General features: G+C 71.5%; 5 protein-coding genes and 1 pseudogene. All 6 read right to left on the reverse strand.

Annotation, left to right across the window (positions count from 1 at the left end; genetic code table 11):
- Positions 1 to 219 (reverse strand): annotated as a pseudogene (locus tag ACWGH4_RS31950) (glycine C-acetyltransferase); the annotation flags it as partial.
- Between the two features lie 45 nt (positions 220 to 264).
- Positions 265 to 1,293, reverse strand: a complete 1,029-nt coding sequence (tdh, locus tag ACWGH4_RS31955) for an L-threonine 3-dehydrogenase (protein ID WP_453467028.1) — start codon at positions 1,291 to 1,293, stop codon at positions 265 to 267.
- A gap of 147 nt (positions 1,294 to 1,440) precedes the next feature.
- Positions 1,441 to 2,478, reverse strand: coding sequence for a DUF6397 family protein (locus ACWGH4_RS31960; protein ID WP_453467030.1), 1,038 nt, complete (start codon positions 2,476 to 2,478; stop codon positions 1,441 to 1,443).
- Positions 2,479 to 2,602: 124 nt separating this feature from the next.
- The gene (locus ACWGH4_RS31965) at positions 2,603 to 3,007 is read right to left on the reverse strand and encodes a roadblock/LC7 domain-containing protein (protein ID WP_005307718.1); all 405 of its coding nucleotides are present in this window, start codon (positions 3,005 to 3,007) and stop codon (positions 2,603 to 2,605) included.
- A 102-nt stretch (positions 3,008 to 3,109) separates the two neighbouring features.
- A complete protein-coding gene (locus ACWGH4_RS31970) occupies positions 3,110 to 3,724 on the reverse strand; it encodes a GTP-binding protein (protein ID WP_453467032.1) in 615 nt (204 codons plus the stop codon).
- Between the two features lie 186 nt (positions 3,725 to 3,910).
- Complete coding sequence (locus ACWGH4_RS31975) at positions 3,911 to 4,423, reverse strand: DUF742 domain-containing protein (protein ID WP_453467034.1); 513 nt, start codon at positions 4,421 to 4,423, stop codon at positions 3,911 to 3,913.
- Positions 4,424 to 4,456: the final 33 nt, after the last annotated feature.

Here is a 4,456-nt window from a genome sequence, read left to right on the forward strand (position 1 = left end):
GTCCAGCGCCTCATGGGCGGCGGCGACGACCTCGGGGTGGTCGGCGAGGCCCAGGTAGTTGTTGGCGCAGAAGTTGAGGACGTCGCCCGGTGCGCCTCCCGCGGTGACGGCGACCGAGGCACTCTGCGGAGTGCCGATGACGCGCTCGGGCTTGTAGAGACCGGCATCGCGGATCTCGTCGATCGTGGCACGCAGGTCGTCGCGGACGGACGCGTACATGAGGGGTTCTCCTAGGTCTGGGGCTCGGACGCGGGGATACGGGACTCAGACGGTCCAGTCGAGGATGATCTTGCCGCTGCGGGCGGTGGCGGCCTCGTCGAAGGCCGCGTCGAAGTCCTGGTAGCCGTAGCTGCCGGTGATCACGGGGCTGAGGTCGAGACCGCCTTCGAGCAGGACGGTCATCGCGTACCACGTCTCGAACATCTCCCGTCCGTAGATGCCCTTGATGGTGATCATCGAGGTGACGATCTTCGACCAGTCGATGGCGAACTCCTGGGCGGGCAGGCCGAGCATCGCGATGCGGCCGCCGTGCGTCATGTTGTCGACCATGTCGCGTACGGCTTCGGGGCGGCCGGACATCTCCAGGCCGATGTCGAAGCCCTCCTTGAGACCGAGCTGCCGCTGCGCCGCGGCGATGTCGGTCTCCGCGACGTTGACCGCGAGGGTCGCGCCGACCTTGCGGGCCAGCGCGAGCCTCGACTCGCTGACGTCGGTGATGACGACATTGCGCGCGCCGGCGTGCCGGGCGACCGCCGCGGCCATTATTCCGATGGGGCCGGCACCGGTGATCAGTACGTCTTCCCCGACGAGGGGGAAGGAGAGCGCGGTGTGCACCGCGTTGCCGAAGGGGTCGAAGATGGCGGCGACGTCGAGGTCCACCTTGGTGCGGTGCACCCACACGTTGGAGGCGGGCAGCGCCACGTACTCGGCGAACGCCCCGTCCCGGCCGACGCCGAGGCCGATGGTGCTGCGGCACAGGTGACGGCGGCCGGCGAGGCAGTTACGGCACTTGCCGCACACCAGATGGCCCTCGCCGCTGACGATCTCGCCGACGGCGATGTCCTGGACGTCCGATCCGATCGCGGCGACCTCGCCGACGAACTCGTGCCCGAGGACCCGCGGGGTGGTCACGGCCTGCTGGGCCCAGCCGTCCCAGGACCTGATGTGCAGATCGGTGCCGCAGATGCCGGTGCGCAGCACCTTGATCAGCACGTCACCCGGTCCGGTCTCCGGCTCCGGCACGTCCATGAGCCAGAGGCCCGGCTCGGCATGCTGCTTGACAAGTGCCTTCATCGGTGCGGCTCCAGGCATGGTGACGGACAGGCGGTCGCGGTGACCGGATATCGAAAATAAGGCCCCGGTCAGTGGACGGGCTCCAATTTGCCCAGCTCGGAGCGTCACGTCCATCGAGGTTTTCTTAAGCGGGCCAACAGCGCAGCTTCATGCCCGCCCTGCCCGGGTCCGCCACAGCCGCCCCAGCAGGGCACGTGCCGTCCCCCTCGAGCGGCGCCCGGACCGGACACCCGAGGCCCCCGGACCCGAAGGCCGGGCGCCGGAGGGCCGGACGCTCGAAGACCGGCTCCAGGGACGGGAGCTCCTCGGGTGCCGCACGGGGGCGGGGCGTCCGGCGATGGCCACAGCGGGATGCGGGGCCGCGGGGTGGAGGGCTCCGAGTGGGAGAGTCCCCTGAGGAGCGCGGGCGAGTGCCGCACCGGGTGTACGTCGTGCGCGACGCGGGGCAGCCGAGTGTTCGCGCGCCTCCCGCAGCGCCTCGGCGAGACTCGCCCGGTGCCACAGGATCTCGTCCGGGTGGTCGGCGGTCACCAGCCGCTCCACGATCTCCCTCCCGCGCGGCGACTTCGGCGGCGCGGGCACCATCTCCGGGCGGAGGACACTCAGACGGGAGCGTTCGTAGGGATCGGGAACGGTCTCGGCGACGGTCACCGGGTCGAGCACCGCGGCGATGGCCGCTGCCCGCCGCCAGGGATCGGAACTCGCGCGCAGCAACTGGCCGAGCCGCCGCCCCCGCCAATTACGCGGCCGCCTGTCCTCGCCGGCCGCCAGCAACGCACGGAACTCGGGCGGCGTCCTGCCGGTGAGCAGTGACGCATGGTCGCGGGCGAAGTCCAGCACTTCCTCGGCGAGATAGAGCCACACCACGGCGTGGTAGCGGTTGACGTAGAACCGCACCGGTGCGAAATGACCGGTGCGGGCCAGCCGCAGGAAACGGCCCTGGCTGATGGACGCCAGCTCCGCGCCGTCCACCGTGCCGACCGTCCGCAGCCGCTCCCGCAGCGCGGCGGGGAAGCCGTGCCCGGCCCGCAGCCGGTCGATCTCCCGCCGCTCGACGCGAGGCGGCCCTCCGCTGTCGTCCTGTGCCGCACGCACCTGGCCCAGCTGGAGCGCAAGCTCCAACTCGCCCCGCTTCAGCGCCAGTTCCTGCGCAGCCCTGCCGAGCGCGAGGCTGGTCGTGGACATCTGCCGTACCGTCATGGCGGTCTCCCCCGTGAGCTGTGGATACTCTCGGTGACGACCGTAGCCCGAAGCGAAGACATCCCGCCGCGCCCTGTGGACAACCTGCTCCGCCGCAGGCCGGAAGGGGTCAGAACGGGCTGCCGCCGGGCTGGCGCGCCTCGACGCCCAGGTGCTCGCCGACCCGGTTGACCATGAGGGTCATCTCGTACGCGACCTGGCCGACATCCGCCTCTGCGGCCGTGAGGACACACAGACAACTGCCCTCGCCCGCCGCCGTCACGAAGAGCAGCGCCTCGTCGAACTCGACCATCGTCTGGCGTGCCCGGCCGGCGCGGAAGTGGCGGCCGGATCCCCTCGCGAGGGAGTGCAGGCCCGAGGAGACGGCGGCGAGATGCTCCGCGTCCTCCCGCGCGAGACCGGTACTGGCACCGGTCACCAGCCCGTCGTTGGACAGCACGAGTGCGTGCCTGACGTGTTCGACCCGTTTCGTCAGGTCGTCCAGCAGCCAGTCGAGTCCCTTGTCCAACGCCATGGTCGTTCGTCCTCCCCGCTCGTACGTTCCCCGTGGCCCCGCGTTCGCCCGTAAGCCTTTCGCACGGCGCGGCGCAGGGCAAGGTGCGCCGGGCGGCCGCTGTCACCGCTGCTGCTCTGCCGGACCGAGAATCCGGGCCGTGTGGAAGCGTCCGGCGTACTCGACGAGGCGCACCAGGACCTCCTTCCCGGAGTCGCGTTCCCGGGCGTCACACAGCACCACGGGAGTCCCCTCGTCCAGGTCGAGGGCCCGGGAGACGTCCTCGACGGCGAAGGTACGCGCACCCGGGAAGCAGTTCACGGCGACGACGAACGGGATCCGGCGGTGCTCGAAGTAGTCCACGGCGGGGAAGCAGTCGCACAGTCGCCGCGTGTCGGCGAGGACCACCGCGCCGAGAGCGCCCTGGGCCAGTTCGTCCCACAGGAACCAGAAGCGGTCCTGGCCGGGCGTCCCGAACAGATACAGCGACAGGCCGGACCGGATGGTGATGCGGCCGAAGTCCATGGCGACGGTCGTCGTGGTCTTGCGGTCGACGCCCTCCGTGTCGTCCACGGTGCGGCCGACCTTGCTGAGCTGTTCCTCCGTCCGCAGCGGCCGGATCTCGCTCACCGCGCCGACAAGGGTGGTCTTGCCGACGCCGAAGCCGCCGGCGACCAGGATCTTCAGCGCGAGGGCCGTGCTGTCCTCACTGGTGCCGTCCAGGATCTGGGAAACCATCGGTCGCTTCTCTCCGGAGTGGGTGTGCGGGTGAAAAATCGGATGCCCCTGCGGGCGGGGCGGGACCGGGGGACGTCGCGTACGCGCTGACGCGGGAAACGGGAACGGAGCCGCACGCCCTGACACTGGAGGACCGCTCGCACGGCCCTGTGCCGCCGGCCCTGTGGCGCCGGCCGGCCCCGGCCCTCACAGCGCTCTCAGTCCCTCGATCACCTCTCGGAGGATCCGCTCGTCGGGCAGTTGCGCCGGCGGCACCGGCCGGCGGACCTTCACGAACCCGGCTTCGAGCAGGTCACCGAGCAGCACCCGCACGACACCGACGGGCAGGTCGGCGTCGGCGGCGAGCTCCGCCACGGACTGGGTCTCACAGCGGCACAGGGTCAGCAGCACCCGGTGCTCCGGGCCGAGCAGGGACTCCTCGTCCGGGCCGGGGCCGTCGGTGTCCACGACGACGAGCGCGATGAGATCGAACCGTACGTTGCTGGGGCCCGGCCTGGTGCGCCCGCCGGTCATCGCGTACGGGCGGACGAGGGGGCCGGCCTCCGCGTCGTACCACTGGCTGCCGGTGGGCCCGACGCCTCCCGGCCCGGAACCCGTGGGACCGGCGCCTGCCTCCCCGAAAGCGGCGGACCCGAAGCCCGTCGGCCCGCGCCCGAAGCCCGCGGGCCCCGTGCCCGTCTCCCCGACGCCGCTCGGCACGTCCCTCGGCCCGACGCCGTTCGGTCCGCTGCC

It is taken from the genome of Streptomyces sp. NPDC054847 (genome assembly GCF_053610925.1).